At 65.2% G+C, this 23508-nt stretch carries 22 protein-coding genes; 10 read left to right on the top strand and 12 right to left on the bottom strand.

Annotated elements, in window-relative coordinates:
• Positions 1-51: 51 nt before the first annotated feature.
• The 8 genes from ribH to AC3WN8_RS04950 form a co-directional block, all read right to left on the bottom strand.
• Positions 52-471: a 6,7-dimethyl-8-ribityllumazine synthase gene (ribH, locus tag AC3WN8_RS04985; RefSeq protein WP_492668285.1), complete on the bottom strand. Its 420-nt coding sequence runs from the start codon at positions 469-471 to the stop codon at positions 52-54.
• Positions 471-1763 (bottom strand): 3,4-dihydroxy-2-butanone-4-phosphate synthase, encoded by a 1293-nt coding sequence (gene ribB / locus AC3WN8_RS04980; protein ID WP_492668284.1) that lies wholly within the window; start codon positions 1761-1763, stop codon positions 471-473. The genes ribH and ribB overlap by 1 nt, the downstream gene beginning before the upstream one ends.
• A 50-nt stretch (positions 1764-1813) precedes the next feature.
• Complete coding sequence (locus tag AC3WN8_RS04975) at positions 1814-2428, bottom strand: riboflavin synthase (RefSeq protein ID WP_492668283.1); 615 nt, start codon at positions 2426-2428, stop codon at positions 1814-1816.
• Positions 2429-2438: 10 nt separating this feature from the next.
• Positions 2439-3413 (bottom strand): bifunctional diaminohydroxyphosphoribosylaminopyrimidine deaminase/5-amino-6-(5-phosphoribosylamino)uracil reductase RibD, encoded by a 975-nt coding sequence (ribD, locus tag AC3WN8_RS04970; protein WP_492668282.1) that lies wholly within the window; start codon positions 3411-3413, stop codon positions 2439-2441.
• Positions 3410-3811 (bottom strand): hypothetical protein, encoded by a 402-nt coding sequence (locus AC3WN8_RS04965; RefSeq protein WP_492668281.1) that lies wholly within the window; start codon positions 3809-3811, stop codon positions 3410-3412. The genes ribD and AC3WN8_RS04965 overlap by 4 nt, the downstream gene beginning before the upstream one ends.
• Position 3812: 1 nt before the next feature.
• On the bottom strand, positions 3813-4481 hold the full coding sequence (locus tag AC3WN8_RS04960; RefSeq protein WP_492668280.1) for an energy transducer TonB: 669 nt from the start codon (positions 4479-4481) through the stop codon (positions 3813-3815).
• 102 nt (positions 4482-4583) lie between these two features.
• Positions 4584-5888, bottom strand: a complete 1305-nt coding sequence (gene gltX, locus AC3WN8_RS04955) for a glutamate--tRNA ligase (protein WP_492668279.1) — start codon at positions 5886-5888, stop codon at positions 4584-4586.
• Positions 5889-6137: 249 nt separating this feature from the next.
• Complete coding sequence (locus tag AC3WN8_RS04950) at positions 6138-7793, bottom strand: NAD+ synthase (protein ID WP_492668278.1); 1656 nt, start codon at positions 7791-7793, stop codon at positions 6138-6140.
• A 278-nt stretch (positions 7794-8071) separates the two neighbouring features.
• Here AC3WN8_RS04950 and AC3WN8_RS04945 point away from each other — a divergent pair, with 278 nt between their 5' ends.
• Both AC3WN8_RS04945 and hisN read left to right on the top strand, forming a co-directional pair.
• A complete protein-coding gene (locus AC3WN8_RS04945; RefSeq protein WP_492668277.1) occupies positions 8072-9007 on the top strand; it encodes a ribose-phosphate pyrophosphokinase in 936 nt (311 codons plus the stop codon).
• A gap of 242 nt (positions 9008-9249) precedes the next feature.
• Entirely contained in the window at positions 9250-10029 is a 780-nt protein-coding gene (gene hisN / locus AC3WN8_RS04940) for a histidinol-phosphatase (RefSeq protein WP_492668276.1), read from the top strand.
• A 27-nt stretch (positions 10030-10056) separates the two neighbouring features.
• Here the strand turns inward: hisN and AC3WN8_RS04935 are convergent, their stop codons facing one another.
• Positions 10057-10467 carry a VOC family protein gene (locus AC3WN8_RS04935; protein WP_492668275.1) on the bottom strand — a complete coding sequence of 137 codons (411 nt, stop codon included), beginning with the start codon at positions 10465-10467 and terminating at the stop codon, positions 10057-10059.
• Positions 10468-10549: 82 nt separating this feature from the next.
• Positions 10550-12736 (bottom strand): AsmA family protein, encoded by a 2187-nt coding sequence (locus AC3WN8_RS04930; RefSeq protein ID WP_492668274.1) that lies wholly within the window; start codon positions 12734-12736, stop codon positions 10550-10552.
• A 177-nt stretch (positions 12737-12913) separates the two neighbouring features.
• On the opposite strand from AC3WN8_RS04930, the gene rpmI reads away from it, so the two are divergent.
• The 6 genes from rpmI to AC3WN8_RS04900 all read left to right on the top strand — a co-directional run bounded on the left by rpmI (position 12914) and on the right by AC3WN8_RS04900 (position 19395).
• Positions 12914-13117 carry a 50S ribosomal protein L35 gene (gene rpmI / locus AC3WN8_RS04925; protein ID WP_492668273.1) on the top strand — a complete coding sequence of 68 codons (204 nt, stop codon included), beginning with the start codon at positions 12914-12916 and terminating at the stop codon, positions 13115-13117.
• A 12-nt stretch (positions 13118-13129) separates the two neighbouring features.
• Positions 13130-13495 carry a 50S ribosomal protein L20 gene (rplT, locus tag AC3WN8_RS04920; protein ID WP_489070366.1) on the top strand — a complete coding sequence of 122 codons (366 nt, stop codon included), beginning with the start codon at positions 13130-13132 and terminating at the stop codon, positions 13493-13495.
• 147 nt (positions 13496-13642) lie between these two features.
• On the top strand, positions 13643-14701 hold the full coding sequence (gene pheS / locus AC3WN8_RS04915; RefSeq protein WP_492668431.1) for a phenylalanine--tRNA ligase subunit alpha: 1059 nt from the start codon (positions 13643-13645) through the stop codon (positions 14699-14701).
• Complete coding sequence (pheT, locus tag AC3WN8_RS04910; RefSeq protein WP_492668272.1) at positions 14698-17067, top strand: phenylalanine--tRNA ligase subunit beta; 2370 nt, start codon at positions 14698-14700, stop codon at positions 17065-17067. The genes pheS and pheT overlap by 4 nt, the downstream gene beginning before the upstream one ends.
• A 10-nt stretch (positions 17068-17077) precedes the next feature.
• Complete coding sequence (locus AC3WN8_RS04905) at positions 17078-17821, top strand: SDR family NAD(P)-dependent oxidoreductase (RefSeq protein ID WP_492668271.1); 744 nt, start codon at positions 17078-17080, stop codon at positions 17819-17821.
• 8 nt (positions 17822-17829) lie between these two features.
• Complete coding sequence (locus AC3WN8_RS04900; RefSeq protein WP_492668270.1) at positions 17830-19395, top strand: peptide chain release factor 3; 1566 nt, start codon at positions 17830-17832, stop codon at positions 19393-19395.
• Between the two features lie 250 nt (positions 19396-19645).
• On the opposite strand, the gene AC3WN8_RS04895 is transcribed toward AC3WN8_RS04900, so the two are convergent.
• Both AC3WN8_RS04895 and AC3WN8_RS04890 read right to left on the bottom strand, forming a co-directional pair.
• Positions 19646-20014 (bottom strand): UrcA family protein, encoded by a 369-nt coding sequence (locus AC3WN8_RS04895; RefSeq protein ID WP_492668269.1) that lies wholly within the window; start codon positions 20012-20014, stop codon positions 19646-19648.
• A 307-nt stretch (positions 20015-20321) separates the two neighbouring features.
• Positions 20322-21101 carry a transglutaminase-like domain-containing protein gene (locus tag AC3WN8_RS04890; protein WP_492668268.1) on the bottom strand — a complete coding sequence of 260 codons (780 nt, stop codon included), beginning with the start codon at positions 21099-21101 and terminating at the stop codon, positions 20322-20324.
• Positions 21102-21196: 95 nt separating this feature from the next.
• On the opposite strand from AC3WN8_RS04890, the gene AC3WN8_RS04885 reads away from it, so the two are divergent.
• Positions 21197-22225 carry a cupin-like domain-containing protein gene (locus tag AC3WN8_RS04885; RefSeq protein ID WP_492668267.1) on the top strand — a complete coding sequence of 343 codons (1029 nt, stop codon included), beginning with the start codon at positions 21197-21199 and terminating at the stop codon, positions 22223-22225.
• 165 nt (positions 22226-22390) lie between these two features.
• Positions 22391-23452, top strand: coding sequence for a cell wall hydrolase (locus AC3WN8_RS04880; RefSeq protein ID WP_492668266.1), 1062 nt, complete (start codon positions 22391-22393; stop codon positions 23450-23452).
• Positions 23453-23508 lie beyond the last annotated feature (56 nt).

Genomic DNA, 23508 nt, shown 5'->3' with positions numbered 1-23508 from the left:
GCGCGGGGAACCGGGGCCGTTAGCCTCCCGTCCCCGCAAGGGAGGATGCGTCTAGCCGAAACGACCGCGTAGCGCGAGCATCGCGATCGCCGCCTTGGCCGCTTCGCCGCCCTTGTCCTTTTCGGTGCGCCGCGCACGCGTCAGCGCCTGCGCTTCGTTCTCCACGGTCAATATGCCGTTGCCGATCGCCAGGCCGTCCAGCGTCAGCGCCATGATGCCGCGCGCGCTTTCGTTGGAGACGATCTCGAAATGATAGGTCTCGCCACGGATGACCACGCCCAATGCGACATAGCCGTCATAACGGCCGCTCTCGGCGGCAAGCGCGATGGCGCCGGGCACTTCGAGCGCGCCGGGAACGGTGATCGTCTCATGCGCATGGCCGGCATCCTCGAGCGCGGTGCGGACGCCCTCGAGCAGCAGGTCGTTGAGATGGTCGTAGAAGCGGGCCTCAACGATCAGAAACTTCGCCATCATGCCGCTCCTTTGCAGTCGATCGGGCGTTCGCCGACGATCGAGAGACCATAGCCGTCGAGGCCGACCAGAGTGTGGTGGGTGTTGGTGAGCAGGACCATGTCCTGCACGCCGAGTTCGGTCAGGATCATCGCACCGACGCCATAGTCGCGCAATTCCTCCATATCGGGGGTCGGCAATCCGGCCTTGCGCAGCACCGCGGTGGTGAAGGCATCGTTGCGCTGGCGGTTGATCACCACCACCACGCCGGTGCCCTGCGCCGCGATGATCTCCATCGAGCGCTGCAACATGGTGCCGCGATCGCCGGCCTCGCCGAACAGGTCGCCAAAGGGCGACAGCACGTGCATGCGCACCAGCGTCGGCTCCTCGGGATCGATCCGGCCTTTGACCAAAGCGATCTGCTCGGTGCCTGTCGCCTTGTTGTAAAAGGTCATTGCGGTCCAGTCGCCGCCCCAGCGACTCTCGAAGCGCGCTTCGGCCTTTTTCTGGACGAGATGGTCGTGCTGTCTGCGATAGGCGATGAGGTCGCGGATGGTGCCGATCTTGAGGCCATGTTCCTGGGCGAAGGCGATGAGGTCGTCCATGCGCGCCATGGTGCCGTCATCCTTCATGATCTCGCAGATCACGCCGGAGGGATTGAGCCCGGCAAGGCGCGAGACGTCGACGGCGGCCTCGGTATGGCCGGCGCGGACAAGCACGCCGCCCTCGCGCGCGACCAGCGGGAAGACATGGCCCGGCGTCACGATCTCTTCCGGCCCCTTCGATGCGTCGATCGCCACCGAGACGGTGCGTGCGCGGTCGGCGGCGGAGATGCCGGTGGTGACGCCTTCGCGCGCCTCGATCGAGACGGTGAAGGCGGTCTCGTGCCGCGTCCCATTGTTGCGGCTCATCAGGTCGAGCCCGAGCTGGTCGACGCGTGCCTTGGACAGCGCCAGGCAGATCAGTCCGCGGCCATGCTTCGCCATGAAATTGATCGCCGACGGCGTCGCCATCTGCGCCGGGATGATCAGGTCGCCTTCATTCTCGCGATCCTCGTCGTCGACAAGAATGAACATCCGACCATTGCGCGCCTCGTCGATGATCTCCTCGATCGGCACCAATGCGGGTGCGGCTTCGCGGCGGACGAGATAGGTTTCGAGCTTGCGCAGCGTCTCCGCCGTCGGATTCCACTGCGAATCGTCGAGATTGCGAAGCGAATTGGCGTGGAGCCCGGCGGCGCGGGCAAGACCGGAGCGCGAAATCGCGCCATCGGTGACGAGGTCGCGGATGCGATCGATCAGCTGAGTGCTCATAATGGTCGAGCTATCACATTGCAATGTGATTTCTCAACCGGAAAATCACATCAGCCTGTCGATTTTTCCAGAACGGCGCGCATGCGCCCGAGATAGCGCGCCAGCACGTCGATCTCGATATTGAGCGGACGGCCCGGTGCCAGGGTCGCGAAAGTCGTCATCTCGGCGGTGTGCGGGATGATGTTGATGGTGAAGCGCGTTCCCGCCGCATCATCATCGACGGTGTTGACCGTCAGCGAGATGCCGTCGAGCGCAATCGAGCCCTTGGGCGCGATGAAGGGCGCAAGATCGGTCGGCGCGGCGACGATCACGCGATGCGAATCGCCCTGGGCTTCAACCGCGACCACCGTGCCGATGCCGTCGACATGGCCGGTGACGATATGGCCGCCAAGCTCCTCACCCAGTTTCATCGCGCGTTCGAGATTGAGGCGGCTGCCGGCCAGCCATTGTCCCTCGGCGGTGCGCGATCGCGTCTCGCCCGAAACATCGACCGCGAACCAGCCCGGCCCCTTGTCGACCACGGTCAGGCAGACGCCCGAACAGGCGATCGACGCGCCGAGATCGACGGTCGCAGTGTCATAAGCGGTCTCGACGACGAGGCGGAGGTCGCCGCGCTGCTCCGCATTCCGGATGGTGCCAATATCGGTGATGATGCCGGTGAACATGGCCGCCCTTCTATATTTTGCGGACCCGCTCGTAGACTTCGAGCCGGTCGCTGCCAAGCGTGCGCGCATCATGGAGACGCCAGCGGCCATGTGCGTCGGCAAGATCGCCAAGCCCGATATCGCCGAGCGCGGCGCGCCCGCCGCCGATCAGGATCGGTGCACGATAAAGCAGCAGGCGATCGACCAGATCGGCGGCAAGGAATGCCGATGCCGTGCCCGCGCCCCCCTCGACCAGCACATGATCGCCGGACATGTCGGTGATCGCTTCCGGTGCCGCAAGCCGCTGCCATCCATCGGGCGCATCCATGCACGCCGACAGGACGTAACGCGCCGGCGAGCGCGCCTCGAGTCCGGCCAGGCGCACGTCGAGCGTCGGCGCATCGGCCTCGAGCGTGCCGCGTCCGACCACGATCGCTTCGGCGCGGGCGCGCTCCAGATGGCCGTGGCGGCGCGCAGCCTCGCCGGTGATCCAGCGCGCGCTGCCGTCCGCCATGGCGATACAGCCATCGAGCGACGTGGCGAGCTTCAGGGTGACGAAGGGCCGGCCGAGCGACTGGCGCGTCAGGAAACCGGCCATGGAGCGCCGGGCGTTATCGGCACAGGCGCCGTGCCGGACATCGATGCCCGCCGCCTTCAGCGCCGCAAAGCCGCGTCCGTCGGTACGCGGGTCGGGATCGCCGATCGCCGCGACGACACCGGCAACACCGGCCTCGATCAGCAGTGACGAACAGGTCGGGCCGCGCGGGCTGTCATGCGCGCATGGCTCCAGCGTGACATAGGCGATTGCGCCCCTGGCCGCGCTGCCGGCCTGCGCCAGTGCCATCGCTTCGGCATGGGGGCGTCCGCCGGGCTGGGACCAGCCGCGCCCGACGACATGGTCGCCATTCAGGATCACGCAGCCGACGCATGGTGCGGGCGCGGTGGTGCCCCGGCCCCGTTCCGCGAGCGCCAGCGCTGCGGCGACGTAACGTGGATCGGCGCTCAAATGCCGAGATCGTCCAGTTTCTTGTCGAGGCGCTGGAACGACTTCATGCGTTCCTGGCGCAGCTTCTCGATCTCCGCCTTCCTCTGCTTGTCCTTGATCAGGTCGGCGGCAAGCCGGGCGCGGATCTCCTCATCGGATCGATTGGCCGGCCAGTTCTCGAAATATTGGATATCGCGCTTCCACGGCTTTTCGAATTTCGAATCGACATAGAAGCCCGCGATGATCAGCGTCGTGATCATCACCGAAAGAAATCCGAACAGCAGTTCGTGCCGCTGGCGCTGCGCAAGGAAGCCGCGCAGATCGCGGATCGCACGCACGGGCGAGACGGGACGGGGAAAGATCGCCATGGCGCCAAGATAGGCGCGCGAACGCGGCGACGCCAGCCCCGTCCCCGGCACGTCAGGTGTCGAGCCTGAATCGGACGGTCATCGTCCGCCAGCTCTCGACCGGCGTGCCGTCGCTGGTCGCGGGGGTAAAACGCCAGCGCTTCATCGCCTGTTCGGCAGTCGCGCGGAAAAAGGCTTCATCGGCCGCCTCCACCTTCTGCACCTCTTTCACCCGGCCATCGGGGCCGACCAGAACGCGCACCACGACGACGCCTTCCTCGCCCGAACGGATCTTGCCCGGCGGATAAGGGGGCTGAAGTGCTGCGGTATAGCGTGGATCGACCTGCGAGCCCTTGAAGACGGGAATGTGTGGCTGTGGCGGCGGTGCGATCACCGTCCCCTCGCCGCTGGATATTCCGCCGACCGGTGGCCGCGGCGGTAAAGGCGTGAACGGCAACTTATAATCACTGATTGGATCGACGATCAGTGGCTTCGTCACCAAGATCGTGTCTTTGGGCGCTTTCTGAAGCGGCTTCTCCGGCTCGGCCTGGGGCGGTGGAGGCGGCGGCGGGTCGGACTTTACGTTAATCGCTGTAAAGGTCTTGAACTGCTCAGTAACGACCGCTGGATTGATCAGCAGCAACGCGGCGACGGCTCCGCCATTGACTGCGATCGCCGCAGCCAAGCTCAGCGGGCTTCGCGTTTTCTGATCGAGATAGCCTCCTTTGGCATAGACAGACATGACATCCTCCATCACGGGATGGTCCCGCAGAGAAGATGTTACAACATCACATTTGCAAGTAAAGCGCGAAGTGATGTTGTATCATTTCTTCGGATCGGAGTGTCAGCGCAACCTTTCGAGCGCCCGAATCTTCCCGATCAACGGCAGCAAAGCCGCCATGTCGGGGCCATGGTCGCGCCCGGTCAGCGCCTGGCGCAGCGGCAGGAAAAGCGGCTTGCCCTTGCGGCCGGTCTTCTCCTTGAGCGCGGCGGTGAGCGCGTGCCAGGGATCGGACGACCAATCGAGCGACTCGGCGACCGCGGCAGCGTCGGCCAGATAGGCCCAATCCTCATCGGAGAAATCGGGGCGCGCGATCGGCCCTTCGACGACCGACCACCAGTCCGCGACCTGCGCCACGGTTTCGAGATTGGGGCGGATCGCTCCCCAGGCGATGTCGTCCATGCCCGCGGGCAACCGATCGGCGACCGTGTCGAAATCGAGCTGATGGACGATCCGTGCGTTGAGCTGGACCAGCTCGGCTTCGTCGAAGCGCGCCGGCGCGCGGCCGAAATGCGCGAAATCGAACGCGTCGATCAACGGCTGCGGATCGGCGACTGCCTCGACTGGATCGCTGGTGCCGATCCGTGCAAGCTTGGCGACGAGCGTGACCGGTTCGATCCCGATCTCGCGGAAATGGTCGACGCCCAGCGAACCGAGCCGTTTGGAGAGCTTGCCTTCGCTGCCCGTCAGCAGCGCCTCGTGCGCGAAGATCGGTGCCGCGCCGCCGAGCGCTTCGAACATCTGGATCTGCGTCGCGGTGTTCGAGACATGATCCTCGCCGCGCACGACATGGGTGATTCCCATGTCGAGATCGTCGATCGCCGAGGGCAACATATAGAGCCAGCTGCCATCGGCGCGGCGGATGACCGGATCGGACAGCAGTTTCGGGTCGAAGCGCTGCGGCCCGCGGATGAGGTCGTCCCAGACGATCGGCGCATCATGGTCGAGCCTGAAACGCCAATGCGGCTCGCGCCCCTCCGGCACCGGGGCATCGGCGGCCGGGCGCTCATAGACCGGGGGCAGGCCGCGACCGAGCAGCACCTTGCGGCGGAGGTCGAGCTCCTCGGCGGTCTCATAGCAGGGATAGACCCGGCCGGCCGCGCGGAGTTCCTCGAAACGCACTTCGTAGAGCGCGAAGCGTTCGGACTGGCGCGCTTCGCCATCGGGATGAAGGCCGAGCCAGGCGAGGTCGGCGCGGATCGACTCGACATTCTCTTCGGTCGATCGCGCCATGTCGGTATCGTCGATGCGCAACAGGAAGCGACCGCCATGCTTCTTCGCCCACATCCAATTGTGGAGCGCGGTGCGGATATTGCCGACATGGAGCCGCCCGGTGGGCGACGGAGCGAAACGGGTCACGATTGTCATGCGCGCGCTCATACCGTCAATTGCGCGAAAGCGCACGAGTGGCCTTTCTCCTCCCTACCGCGAAGCCGTGGGGAGGGGGACCGCGCGACGCAGTCGCGTGGTGGAGGGGAATTGCGATGTCGGCATTTCTCACATTAACTGACGATTTCAACGCGTGATCTCGCACCGCATTTCCCCTCCACCAACCCGGCTTGCCGGGTTGGTCCCCCTCCCCATCGCTATGCGATAGGGAGGAGAGCTGAGGCGCGATCAGGACGTCCGAAACGCGTTGGTGATCGGATAACGCCGGTCGCGGCCGAAATTGCGCGTGCCGAGCTTCACGCCCGGCGGGGCCTGGCGCCGCTTATATTCCGCGACATAGAGCAGCCGTTCGATACGGATCACGATGTCGCGATCGAAACCGCGCTCGACCAGTGCGGAGACCGACAATTCCTCTTCCACCAGTCCGTGCAGGATCGGATCGAGCACGTCATAGGGCGGCAGCGAATCCGAATCCTTCTGGTCCGGGCGCAGTTCGGCCGATGGCGGCTTGGTGATGACGCTGTCGGGCATGACCGGGCCATCCGGACCCAGGCCGATGCGCGGACGATTCGCGTTGCGCCAGCGCGAGATCGCGAAGACCGTGGTCTTGTACGCGTCCTTCAGCGGATTGTAGCCGCCCGCCATATCGCCATAGATGGTCGCGTAACCGACCGACATCTCGCTCTTGTTGCCGGTGGTCAGCAGCATGTGGCCGAATTTGTTGCTGAGCGCCATCAGGGTGACGCCGCGGATGCGCGACTGGATATTCTCTTCGGTGACGTCGACGGTGCGGTCGGCGAAACTGTCCGACAACATGACGTCGAACGCCTCGACCGCGGGCGAGATCGGAATGGTGTCGAGGCGGCAGCCGATCAGCCGCGCGCATTCGGCGGCATCGTCGAGGCTGGACTGGCTGGTGAAGCGGCTGGGCAGCATCACGCACCAGACGCGATCGGGGCCCAGCGCGTCGGCGGCGATCGCGGCGCAGATCGCCGAATCGATGCCGCCTGACAGGCCGAGCACGACGCCGGGAAAGCGATTGCCGTCGACATAGTCGCGCAAGCCGACGACCATTGCATGATAGATGTCGGAGGGATGCGGTTCCAGCGCGTGGAGCGTGCCGGGCAGGCAACGCCATCCCTTCGGCCCGCGTTGCCACTGGGTCTCGACCACCGCCTCTTCCCAGTCGGGCAATTGATGCGCGAGCAGGCCGTCGGCATTGAGCACGAAGCTGGCGCCGTCGAAGACGATCTCGTCCTGTCCGCCGACGCGGTTGAGATAGGCAAGCGGCAGGCCGGTTTCCGCCACGCGCGCCGCGGCGATCGCGCTGCTGCGCAGATCGTCCTTGTCGACTTCATAGGGGCTGCCATTGGGCGAAATGAGCAGTTCGGCGCCGCGCGCGCGGAGATGCGCGCAGACCGCCGGGAACCAGATATCCTCGCAGATCGGCAGGCCGATGCGCACGCCGCGAAAGGTGATCGGCTCGGGCGGCGGCGCCGATGCGAACAGGCGCTTTTCATCGAACGTGCCGTAATTGGGCAGTTCGTGCTTGCGCCGCACCTCTGCGATCTTGCCGTTATCGAGCAGCGCCAGCGCGTTGTAGAGCAGACCTTGTTCGCGCACGACTGTGCCCACCAGCATCGCCGGTCCGCCATCGGCGGTGGCGGCCGCCAGCCGCGCAAGTTCCGATTCGGCGCGCGCGATCAGCGCCGGCTTCAGCACCAGATCCTCGGGCGGATAGCCGATGAGCTGAAGCTCGGGATAGACGATCAGGTCGGCATTGGGCGCACGGGCGCGCCATTCCAGCATCGCATCCGCGTTTCCAGGAAGATCGCCGACCGTCTGCGAAAGCTGCGCGAGCGCGATTGTGAGCCGGTCCGTCATGTCGGTCCTGCAATAGAGCATCGCGCGGAAAAGTGGGAACCGGTTTTCCGCAAAAAAGATGCGGCAGCAGGTCAGAGCATCGCGCGGAAAAGTGGGAACCGGTTTTCCGCAAAAAAGATGCGGCGGCACGTCCCTGGAGTGAGCGGGCGCCAAGGCCCAAGGTCGACAAGGCGGGCAATGCCCCCTTTACGAATGCGCGGGCGCGGCTAAAGGCTTCCGCCGACCCCTGTTCTTTTGCGTACCGCTCTTTGCGGACCACCTTTTGCGGGAATGCACGCATGAAATTGTTGACCGGCAATTCCAACCTGCCGCTGGCCAAGGCCATTGCCGACTATCTCGAGATCAAGCTGACCGACGCCAGCGTCCGTCGCTTCGCCGACGAAGAGGTCTTTGTCGAGATCCACGAAAATGTCCGCGGCGAGGATGTGTTCGTGCTGCAATCGACCGGTTATCCGGCCAACGACAATCTGATGGAATTGCTGATCTGCATCGATGCGCTGAAACGCGCATCCGCCAAGCGGATCACCGCGGTTCTCCCCTATTTCGGCTATGCCCGGCAGGATCGGAAACCCGGCCCGCGCACGCCGATCTCGGCGAAGCTGGTCGCCAATCTGATCACCGTCGCCGGTGCGAACCGCGTGCTTTCGGTCGATCTCCATGCCGGGCAGATCCAGGGTTTCTTCGATATCCCGACCGACAATCTCTTCGGCGCGCCCGTCATGTCCGCCGATATCCAGGCGCGTTTCGGCGGGCGCAAGATGATGGTGGTTTCGCCCGATGTCGGCGGCGTGGTGCGCGCTCGCGCACTGGCCAAGCGACTCGACAATGCCCCGCTCGCCATCGTCGACAAGCGTCGCGAACGTGCCGGCGAATCCGAAGTGATGAACATCATCGGCGACGTCGAGGGCCGGTTCTGCATTCTGGTCGACGATATCGTCGATTCGGCGGGCACGCTCTGCAATGCCGCCGCCGCGCTCAAGGCGGCCGGCGCCGAGGAAGTCGTGGCCTATTGCACGCACGGTGTGCTTTCGGGCGGCGCCGTGGCGCGCGTCGAGGGATCGGAACTGACCGAGCTGGTCATCACCGATTCGATCGGCGGCCATGAAGTGATCAAGGATGCGGCGAAGATCCGCCATCTGACGATCGCGCCGCTGCTCGCCGAAGCGATCCGCCGCATTGCCGATGAAAGCTCGGTCTCCAGCCTCTTCGACTAATCTTTGTCATTCCCGCGTGCGCGGGAATGACAGGAAGGGGATTGGTTGAGGCTTCGATCTGCCGTTTTCCCCACCAGAAGCCTAGACCAAGATCACTTCAGATTGAATCAATCTGAAGTGTGAATCTTGGTCTCAACTATCCGAATAGAGCCTGATTCACGCCATCGGCGGAAGCGCGTAGCGCTTCCACCTCAAGCGATCAGGCTCTAGCCGCGTCGCATGGGCTGCGCTACCGGAGCGGCATGACCTTCAACGACGACGATATCGCTCTCGCCAAAGCCCTTGCCGAGGTGGCCGGACAGGCGATCCGCCCTTTCTTCCGCGCGCGCTACGAGATCGAGACCAAGGCCGATTCCTCACCCGTCACCCAGGCCGATCGCGCGGCCGAGGCGGCGATGCGGCGGCTGATCGAGGCCGAGCGGCCCAAGGACGGCATCATCGGTGAGGAATATGGCGAGAAGCCCGGCGTCAGCGGGCGGACCTGGGTGCTCGATCCGATCGATGGCACGCGATCCTTCATCGCCGGCCGGCCGATCTTCGGCACGCTGATCGCGTTGCTTGGCGAGGGGTGGCCCATGATCGGCGTGATCGACCAGCCGATCGGGCGCGAACGCTGGCTGGGCGCCGTCGGGCGCAAGACCGAATTCAACGGCAAGCCCGTTGCGACGCGCGCCTGTCCCGCGCTCGATCGCGCGATCCTGGCGACCACCGGCCCGCAATATTTCAGCGGGCATTCCGCCGAACATTTCTCAATGCTCGCGCGTCAATGCGGTGAAACCCTGTTCGGCGGCGATTGTTACAATTACGGGCTGGTCGCCTCCGGCCATATCGACATCGTCGTGGAATCCGGGCTGAAGCTGTACGATTTCGCGGCGTTGGTGCCGATCGTCGAAGGCGCCGGCGGGCGCATGTGCAACTGGAGCGGCGACCCGCTGGGCGAACAGAGCCGGGGTGACGTCATCGCTGCGGGAGATCCCGCCCGCATCGAGGAGATCATCGAGGCGCTTGCCTGCGAACACTGAGTTTCGGGCTGAGACTTTGAACTCTGCTCAGCCTTTCAACGGTCCGCCGATCGCCCAGCAATGGCCGAACGGGTCGGTGACCTGGCCATAGCGCTGACCCCAGAACTGATCGGCCATCGGAAAACGGACCGACGCGCCGGCGGCGAGCGCCTTGTCCCAGGCAGCATCGGCATCGGCCACATCGAGATGGAGCGTCACGCCGGCGGGTGCCGGCGAAGCCTGTCCTCCCATCATCTCGGGAAAGTCGTCATTGAGCAGCACTGAGCCGCCGTTGATCTCGAGATGGGCGTGTAGCAGCCGTTCGCCGTCGTCGGCGTCCTTCCGGAAACGTTCGACCGCACCGAACGCGCGGATGTAGAAATCGATGGCTTCCTTGGCGCGATTGTCGCGGATTGTGAGATGCGGGCTGACACCCGAATGCACGGCGGGGTTGTCCATGTCGGTCTCCTAAGCGAATCGGGGTCCGATAACGTCGATCTAACATCTCGATTATAGACGGAAGCGGCGTTCAGGCATCGCATCAGATGATGCCCAGGAACTTCTTCCTCTGCTTTTTCTCGGTCTGCGGGCTGCGCTTGCCGCTCTCCGACTTGGCGGTCGTGCCGCGGCCGACGTCGTCGCGGGGCTGGCCCTTTGTCGTGCGTTGCGATGTCGCAGTGGCGCCAGAGAGGATAGGGCCGCATTCAGCCGACTTGGCATCGCCGATATCGACGAACGCCAATATTCCGGCGAGCGGAGTTGCGACCACCGCCAACCCCAGCCCAACGCCGGCCCGACCCACGAGCTGCGGGCTGATCACGTCGACCCCAGGCTTGGCGAAATAGCCGTCGATCCCGACCGGCGACTGGCCGGCGAACAGGCTGAACTTCTTCGAATCGGCGCGGAAGGCCAGGTCGAGCGATTCGTTGCGGAAGCTGAAGCCGCCACGGCCGAGCATCACATTCTTGCGCGTGTCGATCAGGATCGGATCGGCCGCGGCGATGCCGTCGCGGACGGTGAAGGCGATCAGCCCGCAATTGATCTGGACGGGCTCCTTCAGCTTGCCTTCGAACATCTTGGTGACGAACGTGCCGAGATCGAGTTCCGAAAGCTGGATGTTGCGCGTCCAGAATGTGCCTTTGGGCAGGATGACCGCGATGCGGCCGTCCGACGTGGCCAGAGACTGACGGATCGAATCGCCCTCGCCGCTCATCTGTACACGTGCCTTGAGCGTGCCGGTGGTGCCCGCCTGCTCAGCGCCGAAGCGTGCCAGCAACAGGCCCATCGGCGTCGGCGACAGGCGGATGTCATATTCGGTGAAAACCGGATTGCGGCGCGCGTTGATCGAGATATCCGAAGACAGATGTCCTTGTGCGACATCGAACGTCAGCGGCGACAATTTGAGCAGGCTGCGGTTGAGATCGAGCGTCATTTCGATGTTCGAGACCGGGAAACTTTCGGCGCGGACGTTCGCGACCTTGTAGACCAGATGCGCATCGAAGCGCCTGATCGCGTCGACACGGAGCGGCGCATCGGGCAGCAGACGCGGCGTGCCGCCGACCTGTTCGATCGCGCCGGCACCGCCCTGCGCCTCCAGCTTCTGCGGATCATAGCCGATAAATGGTCCGATATCGACGATGTCCAGCGAACGCGTGGCGAGCACGGCATCCAGCCTCAGCCGGTCCCGGGGCATGGAGATGGTAAGCCGCCCGGCAATATCGCTTTCGCCGAACACGCCTCGCAGCCGGGTGAAGCGCCATTCGCCGCCGACCTTGGTCAGGTCCGAATCAATCCGGTAGGTCCGTGTGTCCGGCACTGCCACGCCGAGGAAATCGAGCAGCAAGCTGATGTTGGGGCCGCGCACACCCATGCGCAGATCCGCGCCCTCGATTACGGTCGCGCCGGGCAAGGTGCCGGACAATGCAAGACGCGTCTCGCCGGCCGCCGCGGCCAGCTGAAGCTGGTTGCGGCCGCCCGTCACCGTCTCGTTGGGCGACAACAGGCTGCCCGACAGAGTGAAGGGACGGTCGCGCATCGTACCGTTGCCCGAGAAGCGGATTGCATTGGCGAAGCGCGTGTCGCGCGCCTGGACGGTGTCGACGCGGATATCGGCGCCGAGCTGGAGCAGCGGGTCGCGGTAGCGCAATGTGGTGCCCTGTACGATCGCGGCGCGGATCAGCGGCAGTTCCAGGGGCCTGGCGGGCGCGTCGGGATCGCCGAAGGTCCAGCTGTTGCGGCGCGATTTCGCATCCCATTCGAGATCGATTCTGCCGTCGAGCAGCTGCAGCCAGTTGATCCGCCGCTTGTCTCCGAACAGCAGGCTCCAGGTCGCGATGCGGCTGTCGACCAGCTTCGCTTCGAAGAAATTGGGTCTGGTCGCCCATTCCGGATTGGAGATCGTCATCCCTTCGGCAAGAAATTTGACGTTGAAGGGATTGAGATAGAGCTGGAAATCGCCCGCGACCTTCACCTCGCGCTGCGTCGCCGCGCTGACGGTGCGCTCGAACGGCCCTTTCAGGAAACGCCCCTTGGTGACGAACAGGATCAGCCAGGCGAGCAGGATGAGTCCGACGATCGTGACGAGCAGCGACAGCGCCGCCGCGGCGATGGTGCTGCTAGGATGGCGCGGCGGTCCGACCGTCGATATAGGGGGCGAATCGGCGGGGCCGCCGGTTGCGACGGGTGGGGTCGTATCGGTCACACTATCGATGGTTACCGTATTGTCCATTGCAGACAAAACCCCTGCCATTGCACCGAGGTTCCGATTCATGCGCTGAGGTCCGTGCCCTGGTCTTGCCAGAGCGCCGACTCTTCGCTAATGGCCCCGCTTTCCACGATTCAGAGGAACTGTCCGGCTAATAGGGCTGCCGAGGCCGTTCGCGATCGTCGATATAAGGAGACGAAAATGCCCAAAATGAAGACCAAGAGCGGGGTCAAGAAGCGCTTCAAGATCACCGCCACTGGCAAGGTGAAGTGCGGCGTGGCCGGCAAGCGCCACCGCCTTTCCAGCCATAACGCCAAGTATATCCGCCAGAACCGCGGCACCGACGTGCTTTCGGACTCCGATTGGGGTCACGTGAAGCTCTGGGCGCCCTACGGTCTGAGATAAGGAGTACTATAAATGGCACGCGTCAAACGTGGTACGACCACCAAAGCCAAGCATAAGAGGATTTTGGATCAGGCGAAGGGCTTTTACGGCCGTCGCAAGAACACGATCCGTATCGCTCGCCAGGCCGTCGAAAAGGCCGGGCAATACGCCTATCGCGACCGCAAGGTTAACAAGCGCAACTTCCGCGCGCTCTGGATCCAGCGCATCAACGCTGCGGTTCGCGCCGAAGGCCTGACCTATTCGCAGTTCATGAACGGCGTGAAGCTCGCCGGCATCGAACTCGATCGCAAGGTGATGGCCGATCTCGCCATGAACGAGGCCGCGGCGTTTAGCGTCGTGATCGCTCAGGCAAAGGCGGCGCTTCCCCAGGCCGCCTGACCCGGCCTGGCGCGAGACGAATACAAGGGCGCGGGTGGCAATGCCATCCGCGCCCTTTGCTTTTGGGGCCTGGCTTCGTAAGGCCCCAGCGAACATTTCAGAGCGAGAATCCTCGTGACCGATCTCAACATTCTCCAGACCGAGCTGATGGCCGCGATCGTGGCCGCCGCGACGCCCGATGCGATCGAGGACGTCCGCGTGAAGGCGCTCGGCAAACAGGGCGCGGTCACCGCGCTGCTCAAGTCGCTGGGCGCAATGAGCCCGGAAGAGCGCCAGAACGAAGGCCCCAGGATCCACGCGCTGCGCGAGGCCGTCACCCAGGCGCTGGGCGACAAGAAGGCCGGGCTGGAGCGCGCCGCGCTCGACGCCAGGCTGGGCGCCGAGACGCTCGACATGACCCTGCCGCCGCCCGCGTCCGCGCAGGGCAGCGTCCACCCGGTCAGCCAGGTGATGGACGAACTGGCGGAGATCTTCGCCGATCTCGGCTTCTCGGTCGCGACCGGCCCCGAGATCGAGGACGACTGGCATAATTTCACCGCGCTCAACATCCCGGAAACCCATCCGGCGCGCGCGATGCACGACACATTCTATTTCCCCGACCAGCGCGACGGGCGGGACATGCTGCTGCGCACGCACACCTCGCCGGTGCAGATCCGCACGATGACGTCGCAGCCGCCGCCGATCCGGATCATCGCGCCGGGCCGCGTCTATCGTTCCGATTCGGACGCGACCCATACGCCGATGTTCCACCAGATCGAGGGACTGGTGATCGATCGCGGCATCCATCTCGGCCATCTCAAATGGACGCTGGAGACTTTCCTCAAGGCGTTCTTCGAACGTGACGACATCGTCCTGCGCCTGCGCCCGAGCTATTTCCCCTTCACCGAGCCCTCGGTGGAGGTCGATATCGGCTATACGATCGAGAAGGGCCGCCGCGTGCTCGGCGGATCGGGCAATGCCGAGAATGGCGGCTGGATGGAAGTGCTCGGCAGCGGCATGGTCCATTCGCGCGTGATCGAGGCATGCGGGCTCGACCCGAACGAATGGCAGGGTTTCGCCTTCGGCACCGGCATCGATCGGCTGGCGATGCTCAAATATGGCATGGACGATCTGCGCGCTTTCTTCGACGGCGATCTGCGCTGGCTGCGCCATTATGGTTTCGCCGCGCTCGACGTGCCCACGCTGAGCGGAGGAGTCGGCGCATGAAATTCACCTTGTCCTGGCTCCGCGAGCATCTCGACACCGATGCGTCGCTCGAGACCATTCTCGACACGCTCAACGCCATCGGCCTGGAGGTCGAAGGCGTCGACAATCCCGCGCGCGCGCTCGCGCCCTTCACCATCGCCAGGGTGCTGACCGCGGCGCCCCACCCGCAGGCCGACAAGCTGCAGGTGCTTTCGGTCGATGCCGGCGACGGACCGCTCCAGGTGGTCTGCGGTGCGCCCAATGCGCGTGCCGGCCTGGTCGGCGTGTTCGGTGCGCCCGGCGCTTATGTGCCCGGCAGCGGCATCACGCTGAAAGTCGCGGCGATCCGCGGCGTCGAATCGAACGGCATGATGTGTTCGGTGCGTGAGCTCGAACTCGGCGACGAGCATGACGGCATCATCGAACTGCCAGCCGACGCCCCGGTCGGCACGGCCTATGCGGAATGGGCCGGGCTGGACGATCCCGTGATCGACGTCTCGATCACGCCCAATCGGCAGGATTGCATGGGCGTGCGCGGCATCGCGCGCGATCTGGCGGCGGCCGGCCTCGGCACGCTCAAACCGCTCGATGCGACGCCTGTCGCTGGCGAGGGCCCCGGTCCCGACGTGCGGACCGACGATCCGGAGGGCTGCCCGGCCTTTTTCGGCCAGTCGGTCTCGGGCGTGACCAACGGCGCCAGCCCCGACTGGATGGCGCGCCGGTTAAAGGCGATCGGCCAGAAGCCGATCTCCGCGCTGGTCGACATCACCAACTATGTGATGATCGATCTCGGCCGTCCGCTCCACGTCTATGACCGTGCAAAGCTGACCGGCGGGCTCGTCGCGCGCAGGGCACGCGACGGCGAGACCGTGCTGGCGCTCAACGGGCGCACCTACACGCTCGAAGCCTCGATGACCGTGATCGCCGACGATACGCATGTCCATGATATTGGCGGCATCATGGGCGGCGAGGATTCGGGCGTCGAGTTCGATACCAAAGACGTGCTGATCGAATGTGCCTATTTCACGCCCGAGCATATTGCGCGGACCGGCCAGAAGCTGGCGCTGACCTCGGACGCGCGCAGCCGTTTCGAACGCGGCGTCGATCCCGCATTCCTCGAAGACGGTCTTGCCATCGCGGCACGGCTGGTGACGATGATCTGCGGCGGCACGCCGAGCGGGATCACCCGCGCGGGTCAGGCACCCGCCGGCACCTCGACCCATGGCTATGATCCCGACCTGACCGAGCGGCTGGCCGGCGTCGCCGTGCCCGAGGCGCGTCAGGCCGAGATCCTCGAAAGCCTGGGCTTCGTCATCGAGAAAACCACGCCCTGGCAAGTGACTGCACCAAGCTGGCGTCGTGACGTCATCGGTGCGGCGGACCTTGTCGAGGAAGTGATCCGCATCGTCGGGCTCGACCATGTCCCCTCCACTCCGTTGCCGCGCACGCCGGGTGTGGCAACGCCCACCGCGACGTCGGAGCAGCTGGTCGAACGGCGCGCACGGCGCATGGCGGCGGCGCGCGGGCTGAACGAAGCCGTGACCTGGAGCTTCCTGTCGGAAAAGGACGCAGCGGCGTTCGGCGGCGGCGCATGGACGCTCGCCAATCCGATCTCCGAAGATATGAAGGTGATGCGGCCCTCGCTGTTGCCCGGCCTGCTCGCCGCGGCCGCACGCAATCAGGCGCGCGGGGCGGAGGCGATCCGGCTGTTCGAGATCGGGCGTCGCTATTTCGCCGATGGCGAGCGGTTGACGCTTGGGTTCGTGCTTGCCGGCGACCGCCAGCCACGCAACTGGCAGTCGGGCAAGGCGCAGCGCTTCGACGCGTTCGATGCCAAGGCGGAGGCGCTCGCGCTGCTCGCCGCCGCGGGCGCACCCGTCGACAATCTGCAGAATTTCGGCGAGGCGGGCGCGCATTATCACCCCGGCCAGTCGGCGACTTTGCGGCTCGGACCCAAGACGGTGCTCGCGGCGTTCGGCACGCTGCACCCGCTGACCGCCAAGGCGTTCGACCTCGATGGCGCGGTGATGGCGGGTGAGATCTTCCTCGACGCGATTCCCGTCAAGCGCGCCAGCGGCCATATGCGCAGCAGCTACGCACCACCGGCACTGCAGGCGGTGACGCGCGATTTCGCATTCCTGGTCCCGGCCGACCAGCCCGCGGAGTCGCTGGTTCGCGCGGTCAAAGGCGCCGACAAGCAGGCGATTGTCGCGGTACGGCTGTTCGACGTCTTCTCCGGCCAGGGCGTTGAGGATGGGTGGAAATCCCTTGCCGTGGAGGTCGTGCTGCAGCCCGGCGAGAAGAGCTTCACCGACGAAGAACTGAAAGCGATCACCGACCGGATCGTGGCCGCCGCGGCCAAGCAGGGCGCGGCGCTCAGGGGTTGAAGGAGAAACTATGCGTACGGCGTTCATCACTGGGGCGACATCGGGTTTCGGCGAGGCGGCTGCGCGCGCCTTCGTGAAGGCGGGCTGGCGCGTCGTCGGCACCGGCCGGCGCGCGGAGCGACTGGAGCAATTGGCGGCCGAATTGGGCGCGGCTTTCCACGGCGCGGTCTTCGACGTCCGTGACGAGGCTGCGCGCGATGCGGCGCTCGACGCGTTGCCCGAAGGGTTCGGTGAGATCGACCTGCTGGTGAACAATGCCGGGCTGGCGCTCGGCACCGAGCCCGCCCAGGCGGCCTCGCTCACCAACTGGAAGACGATGATCGACACCAATGTGACCGCTCTGGTCTCGATCACGCACCGGATGCTGCCCAGCCTGATCGCCCGGCGCGGCGCGATCATCAACATCTCGTCGGTGGCGGCGAACTATCCCTATGCCGGCGGCAATGTCTATGCCGGCACCAAGGCGTTCGTGCGCCAGTTCAGCCTGGACCTGCGCGCCGATGTGGCGGGCACCGGTGTGCGCGTGACCTCGATCGAACCCGGCATGGCGGAGACCGAATTCACGCTGGTGCGCACCGGCAGCCAGCAGACCTCCGATACGCTCTATTCGGGCGTAGGCCCGATGACGGGCGACGATATCGCCGCGACTCTGCTCTGGGTGGCGGAACTGCCGCCGCACCTCAACATCAACACGATCGAACTGATGCCCGTGAACCAGAGCTTCGCCGGTTTCACCGTCCACCGCGAAGGCTGATCCACGAAATGAATCGACCCGAACGTCGCACTTTCGCGATCATCTCCCATCCGGACGCCGGCAAGACCACGCTCACCGAAAAGCTGTTGCTGTTCGGTGGCGCGATCCATCTTGCCGGCGAAGTGAAGGCGCGCGGCGCGAACCGGCGTGCGCGATCCGACTGGATGAAGATCGAGCAGCAGCGCGGCATTTCCGTCACCTCGTCGGTCATGACGTTCGAGCGTGAAGGGGTGACCTTCAACCTGCTCGACACGCCGGGCCACGAGGATTTCTCCGAAGACACCTATCGCACGCTGACCGCGGTCGATTCGGCGGTGATGGTGATCGACGCCGCCAAGGGCATCGAGGCGCAGACGCGCAAATTGTTCGAGGTCTGCCGGCTGCGCTCGGTGCCGATCATCACCTTCGTCAACAAGGTCGATCGCGAAGGGCGCGATGCGTTCGAACTGCTCGACGAGATCGCCGACATGCTGGCGCTCGACGTCACGCCGATGAGCTGGCCGGTCGGCATGGGCGGGTTGTTCGAGGGGATATACGATCTCAACGCCAACCGGCTGATGCAGCCGAGCGGCGACAGCAAGGCGTTCGAGGGCAAGGCTGCGCATTATGCGGGGCTGGACGATCCGAAGCTTGCCGAGGCGCTTTCGGCGCAGGGGCTGCAGCGGCTGCGCGACGAGGCCGAACTGGCGATGGGCGGTTATGGCGCGTTCGATCCCGAGGCCTATCGCAACGGCGACCAGACTCCGGTCTATTTCGGATCGGCGCTGAAGGAATTCGGCGTCGGCGAGCTGATCGATGCGCTGGCGCGTTTCGCGCCGCCGCCGCGGCCGCAGCCTGCCGAGCCCGCGTCGGTTTCGCCCGACCATGGCGGCGTCACCGGCTTCGTGTTCAAGGTCCAGGCCAATATGGACCCGCAGCATCGCGATCGTATCGCCTTCATGCGGCTCTGCTCGGGCAAGTTCCGCCGCGGCATGAAGCTGACGCCCTCGGGCTCGGGCAAGCCGATCGCGGTGCACAGCCCGATCCTGTTCTTCGCGCAGGATCGCGAACTCGCCGAGGAAGCCTGGCCCGGCGACATCATCGGCATTCCCAATCACGGCACCTTGCGCGTCGGCGATACGCTGACCGAGGGCGAGGCGATCCGTTTCACCGGCCTGCCCAATTTCGCGCCCGAGATCCTGCGCCGCGTCGCCCTGGTCGATCCGACCAAGACCAAGCAGCTCCGCAAGGCGCTGGACGATCTGTCGGAAGAGGGGGTGATCCAGGTCTTCTATCCCGAGATCGGATCGAGCTGGGTGGTCGGCGTCGTCGGTCAGCTTCAGCTCGAAGTGCTGCTGAGCCGGCTCGAGGCCGAATATAAGGTGGCGGCAAAGCTCGAGCCCTCGCCCTGGGATACGGCGCGCTGGATCTCGGGCGACGAGGCGGTGATCAAGGCTTTCGTGTCGATCAGCCAGTCGCAGCTTGCGCGCGATCGCGACGGCGCATTGGTGTTCATGGCCAAGAGCGCCTGGGAAGTCGGCTATGTGCAGGAACGCAATCCCGAGATCCGGTTCAGCGCGACCAAGGAACGCTAGGCCTTAGAGCGATTTGTAGTTCGATGGAATCATCGAACGACTCGAAAATCGCGACAATACAAAAGCCTAGAGCATGTGATCCGCTTCCAGCGGATCACATGCTCTAGTGAAAAGGGCCTGATTCACGTCCATTGCCCATGCCGGGCAAAGAAAACGCTCCCGGCCCAAGGGAAGGCCGGGAGCGTCCTACCCTTTCGGGCGTCACACCGGGAGGAGGCAAACCGCTTCAACCTCTCCCCGGTGCCGGGAGTCAGCGTGTGCCGACCCCGATCGTCTTGCGGCTTGCGTAACGTTGATTGCCGCTTTCCGCGATTGCGACTTCGATGTCGCTATTCGCCTTGTTGAGCGCCTGGTCGAGGCATTCCCGGCGCATCATCTCGATTTCGACACCGCGCATGCCCGAATAGGCGCAGATCTGTCGGGCGGCCGAGCGAACGCGCGTCCGCAGCCGATCGACATCGCCCGACGCCGAGAGATCGAGATCGCTGTAGCGGACTTCGATCGTGCGTGTTTCGGTGCCGTTGTCCTGCGCGGAAGCACCGGTTGCGCCAGCGATCGCCGCCAGCCCCAGCCCTGCGATCAGCGCGGGGCGCATGAAAGATAGCTTGGACGCGTGCATGACTTATCCTTCCCGAATGTGATTTGGTCTTGGTCGGTTCGGTGCCTTCCAAGGGGAGAAGGCGCCGGAGGGGGTGCGGGCGGATCGATCCGGGTCTGGGAACACCGTTCGACCCGCCGCGCACATCCTGATTAGCCGGGCCGCCGGATCGTTTCATGCCCGCTTCGACCGATGACGGCGCGCGTCGGCGAAATGCGTTCGCGCCGACGAACGACATTCAATGTTCGACAAGTGGCGTTGGCGACTGGAAGATGTCCCCGGAAAAGTCGCTTTTGTTACAATATTCCGCAGGCGTCAGGCTTCGGCCTCAGGGGCGCCGGGAAACACCGACGCGCTGCGCCTTCATCTCAGCGCTGCCCAGGATCGTCATGAATGCGATATCGGTGGCGTCACGGCCCACCGAGACGCGGACGATCTCGTCGGTTTCGGCCATGCCGGTCGGATCGATCAGATGCCAGCCGTCGGACAGCCACAGCTCGACGACGGCATGGAAGTCCTGCGGCGTCACATCGGGGGCATAGGCGGACACGACGCGCGCCGGAATGCCCGCCGCGCGCGCGAAACCGACCAGCAGATGCGCATAGTCGCGGCAGACGCCCTGGCGCTGCACGAAACTGTCGGCCGCGTTGGTGGCGCCATGGCTGGCGCCCGGCACATAGGCCATTTCGGTGGCGATCCAGTCGAGCATCGCCGCGATCTTCGCACCACCCTCGACTGTGCCGAAACGGCTTTCGACAAAGGGTTCGAACTGCTCCGACCCGATATAGCGGCTGGGCAACAGATAGGGGACGGCCTCTGCCGGCAGCAGGCGCACGGGCGCCGTTTCGAGCGTCAGGAGCGGCGGCTGCCGCCGCGTCACCTCGACGATCGCGCTATAGGTGATGTGGAGGATACCGTCGGCGCGCAGCCAGGTGCGCTGGCCGATGCCGTCGCCACCCGGAACGGGGCGCAGCGGTTCGGGACTGCTGACCGTCAGATTGTCGCCGATCAGACGCTGGTCCGCCATCTGCGCGACCTCGATCTGAAGCAGCACGTCCGCCGGCTCGGCGAGTTGATAGTCGAGCATCACGTCGATTTCGAATTGCATGCTTATCCTTTGTGCCGCTGCGACCCCGTGCGCAAGCCTTCGGGGCCCACGCCAATTGACACAGTTCTGAAACATTGCATGCCTAGCGCGGCAACATGACGAACAAGCGAAAGCAGGGCGCCGGCAATGGCGCGGTGATGAACGACGATCTGCGGCGGCGGATCGCCGAGGATCTGTTGCTCGGCGTGCCGCGCGATCGGGTGATCCAGCGGCTGGCATCCTCGGGGATCGGGGGCGGCCTGGCTGCGGCCGAAGTCGAGCGCGCGGAAAAAAGTCCCTATTTCGCGGCGGCCGGGCGGCTCCAGGCGCGGCTCGGCAAGCGCGACTGGGTATTGGCCAACCATGCCCGGATGCATGCCGGCGATCTGGTGGCGGTGCCGCGCCGCGATCATATCGATCCGGAAGAATTCTTCCGCGACTTCTACCACGCGCATCGCCCGGTCCTGCTCGGCGGCCTGATCGACCATTGGCCGGCGATGAAGCGCTGGAGCCTCGACATGTTCGAGGCCGAGCATGGCGATATCGAAATCCGCGTCCAGGCCGACCGCGAGCGCGACCGCGACTATGAAATCAATTCCGACGCGCATGGCCGCAATTGCCGCTTCGGCGAATTCATCGCGCGTCTGCGTAGGGATGCGCCGACCAACGACGTCTATATGACCGCCAATAATCACGACCATAATCGGCGCGCGCTTGCCCCCTTATGGGCCGATGTCGGTGAGATTCCGGGCATATTGGCGCATGAGCCGGGTCGCGAGGGATTTTTGTGGATCGGGCCGCGCGGTACGATCACCCCGTGGCATCATGATCTCACCAACAATCTGCTGCTCCAGATCGCCGGCACGAAGCGCGTCCGCCTCGCGTCCAGCAGCGCGCTGCCGCTGATGCGCAACAGCCGCCATTGCTTCAGCGACTGGCGGACCGAGGAACTGGGGCCCGGCCCGGCGGGCGACGGCCGGCCGGCCGTTGCGGAGATCGATATCGGCCCGGGCGAGGCGCTTTTCCTGCCCGTGGGCTGGTGGCACCATGTCGAGTCGCGCGATGTGACCATCGGATTGTCCTTCACCGGCTTCGCCGCGGACAATGATTTCTACAGCCATTATGCGAGCTATGGCGCGCTGTGATCCCGAATGTCGGCCATTTCCGCGCCCCACGCCGAAATTAACCAGTTAACAGTCACTTGTTACCATGTCCCAGCGCGGGACGGCGCGATTTGGGGGGAAGCCTCGCGCATCGATCGGCGCTAAGCGCATCATCCCCGCCCATGTGCGGGGCCAATTAGGGCGGGCATGACCGAATTTCGCGGACCGATGTTTCAGCAGCGCGCGCACGGCAAACGCCGGCGGCGGCTGGCTGCGTTCGCGCTGGCGGTGCTCGCGAGCGCGGGGGCATCGGCGCATGCCGGGTTGAGCGCGATCGCCGAACAGGCGGAGCAGGAACGCGCGATTCCGCGGGCCGATTCGCTCGGCGAGCTGGGCTATGAGCATTTCCCGGGCTCGGCCTATTATTTCGTGCAGGAGGATAATGCCGCGTCCTCGGCGGGGGCGACGGGCTATTTCCCGCTGCCGCAGGAACTTGCCGGGCTCGGCGATCTCGTGCCCATGCCCGGCGGCCCCGGTGCCGCCGCGGCGCCTGCGCTGTTCCGCTCGGCGACCGCGACCGATTCGCTGCGCGCCTCGGTCTGCCTTGCCACCGCCATCTATTACGAGGCCGCGTCGGAAAGCGACGATGGCCAGCGCGCAGTGGCACAGGTCGTGCTCAACCGCGTCCGCCATCCCGCTTTCCCCAACAGCGTGTGCGGCGTGGTCTATCAGGGGTCCGAACGGGTCACGGGCTGCCAATTCTCCTTCACCTGTGACGGCGCATTGAGCCGCGCTCCGTCGCGGGCCGGCTGGGCGCGCGCCAGCCGCATCGCGCGTGAGGCGCTGGCCGGCACCGTCTATGCGCCGGTCGGGCTCGCCACCCATTATCACACGCTCGCGGTGTCGCCCTTCTGGGCGCCGAGCCTGACCAAGACCGCGATCGTCGGCGCGCACATCTTCTATCGCTGGCCCGGCGGCGCCGGCACGCCCGGCGCCTTCCGCCAGGCCTATGCGCTGCGCGAGCCTGTACCCGGCCCCTATCCGCGCGTCGTCTCGCCTGCCGAGCAGCTTGCGGCGCTCGCGGTGCCCGCGACCCCGCTGCCCCTATTGTCGATGGCCTCGGCACCCGCCCCGCGCGCCATGCCCATCGACGTCCAGCCGGCCTATGAAAGCAGCGGCCAACCGCTTGCCGGCAGCCCGGCGGCGATCACGCCGGATTCGCAGATCCGCGAGGAATGGCGCGACAGCGGACGCTGGATCGCGCGTTAGAGTTTGATTGATCTCTCCTTTTGTCATTCCCGCGTTAGCGGGAATGACATGAAGGG

The sequence above is a fragment of the Sphingobium sp. FW305-3-2-15-F-TSA7 genome (assembly GCF_058787155.1).
Note: the sequence above shows the minus strand (reverse complement) of the source record. Positions and strands in the feature narration are given on the sequence as shown.